Consider the following 2,503-nt stretch of genomic DNA (forward strand, 5'->3'; position numbering starts at 1 on the left):
CCCCAGGCCCGCGCGCGCGGCGTCACAGCGGTGCTCGGGCCCACCAACACCGGCAAGACGCATCTGGCCATCGAGCGGATGCTCCAGCACCCGACCGGCATGATCGGGCTGCCGCTGCGGCTCCTCGCCCGCGAGGTCTACCTGCGCGTCGTCGCCAAGGTCGGCCCCGAGAAGGTCGCCCTCGTCACCGGCGAGGAGAAGATCAAGCCGGACCGGCCGCGCTACTGGATCTGCACCATCGAGGCGATGCCGCGCGACCTCGACGTGGCCTTTGTCGCCATCGACGAGATCCAGCTCGGCGCCGACATGGACCGCGGCCACGTCTTCACCGACCGGCTGCTCTACCAGCGCGGCCGCGAGGAGACCCTGCTGATCGGCTCCGGCACGGTCGAGCCGCTGGTGCGCGCGCTGATCCCGAACGTCCACACCACCACGCGCCCGCGCCTGTCGCAGCTGACGTTCGCGGGCGAGAAGAAGATCGGCCGCCTGCCGCGCCGCTCGGCCATCGTCGCCTTCTCGGCCGAGGAGGTCTACGCCATCGCCGAGCTGATCCGGCGCCAGCGCGGCGGCGCCGCGGTGGTGCTCGGCGCCCTCTCGCCGCGCACGCGCAACTCCCAGGTCGAGCTCTACCAGTCGGGCGACGTCGACTACCTCGTCGCCACCGACGCGGTCGGCATGGGCCTCAACCTCGACGTCGACCACGTGGCGTTTGCGGCGAACTGGAAGTACGACGGCACGCGCTTCCGCAAGCTGACCCCTGCCGAGATGGGCCAGATCGCGGGCCGGGCCGGCCGCCACACCTCGGACGGCACCTTCGGCTCCACCGGCCGCTGCCCGCCCTTCGAGCAGGAACTGGTCGAGCGCCTGGAGGCCCACGACTTCGACCCGGTGCGCATCCTGCAGTGGCGCAACCCCGACCTCGTCTTCGAGTCGCTGGAGGCGCTCCAACAGAGCCTCGACGAGCACCCGCACGAGCAGGGCCTGACCCGCGCGCCGATGGGCGAGGACCAGCAGGCCCTCGAGATCCTGATGAAGGAGGACGACATCCGGGACATGGCGAGCCGCCCGGCCGCCGTGCGCCGGCTCTGGGACGTCTGCGGCGTGCCGGACTACCGCAAGGTCCATCCCCAGACCCACGCCGACCTCGTGGCCCAGCTCTACCGCTTCCTGATGCGGGGCATGGCCGGGCGCATCCCGGACGAGTGGTTCGCCGAGCACGTTGCGATGATCGACCGGACCGACGGTGACATCGACACCCTGTCGCGCCGGATCGCCCAGGGGCGCACCTGGACATTCGTGGCGAATCGGCCCGACTGGCTGCGCGACCCAGAACATTGGCAGGGCGAGACGCGTCGGGTAGAGGACAGGCTGTCCGACGCCCTGCACGAGCGCCTCGCGAGCCGCTTCGTGGACAGGCGCACCAGCGTCCTGATGCGGCGCCTGAGAGAGAACACGATGCTCGAAGCCCAGATCACCGCCGACGGTGACGTCACCGTCGAGGGTCAGCATGTCGGCCACCTGCACGGATTCCTGTTCGTGCCGGACGCCAGCGCCGAGGGGCAGGAGGCCAAGACCCTGAGGAGCGCCGCCGAGAAGGCGCTCGCGGGCGAGATCGAGGCGCGGGCCGAGCGCTTCTCCGCGGCCGCCGACGCCGCGCTCGTCCTCTCGCACGACGGCACCATCCGCTGGACCGGCGCGCCGGTGGCCAAGCTCGCCCCCGGCGACAAGCTCTTTGCGCCCCAGATCCGGCTGCTCGCCGACGACAGCCTCGCCGGCCCCGCCCGCGAGAAGGTCGAGGTGCGCCTCAACGCGTGGCTGCGCGCCTACGTGGTGCGGCTGCTCGGCCCGCTCATGGAGATCGAGACCGCGGCCGACCTCACCGGCCTCGCCAAGGGCATCGGCTATCAGGTGGTCGAGGCGCTCGGCGTGCTGGAGCGCGCCAAGGTCGCGCACGAGATGCGGACCCTCGACCAGGAGGGCCGCGGGGCGCTGCGCCGCCACGGCGTCCGCTTCGGCGCCTACCACATCTTCCTGCCCGCGCTCCTGAAGCCGGCCCCGCGCACGCTCGCGGCCCAGCTCTGGGCGCTGCGCAACGGCGGTCTCGACCAGCGCGGCCTCGACGAGATCGCGCATCTGGCGGGCTCGGGCCGCACCTCGATCAAGGTCGATCCCGAGATCGCCAAGGGCCTCTACCGGGCGGCGGGCTTCCGCGTCTGCGGCGAGCGCGCGGTGCGCGTCGATATCCTGGAGCGCCTGGCCGACCTGATCCGCCCGGCGGTCGCCTACCGTCCCGGCACCACGCCCGGCGCCCCGCCGCCCGGCACCGCCGACAACGACGGGTTCGTGGCCACCGTCGGCATGACCTCGCTGGTCGGCTGCTCGGGCGAGGATTTCGCCTCGATCCTGAAGTCGCTGGGCTACGTGGCCGAGAGCCGCCCCGGCCCGGCCATCACCGTGCCGCTCCTGCCCGCCGCCGCCACCACCCCGGCCCAGCCCGCCGCGG

1 protein-coding gene is annotated in these 2,503 nt (G+C 72.6%); it reads left to right on the top strand.

Annotated features, from left to right (window positions below; genetic code table 11):
• A partial coding sequence (locus AX737_RS30170; protein WP_245293527.1) for a helicase-related protein occupies positions 1–2,503 on the top strand: 2,503 nt, incomplete at both ends.

Origin of the sequence: Methylobacterium sp. CCH5-D2 (assembly GCF_001556475.1) — a bacterium.
Lineage (GTDB): Bacteria > Pseudomonadota > Alphaproteobacteria > Rhizobiales > Beijerinckiaceae > Methylobacterium > Methylobacterium hispanicum.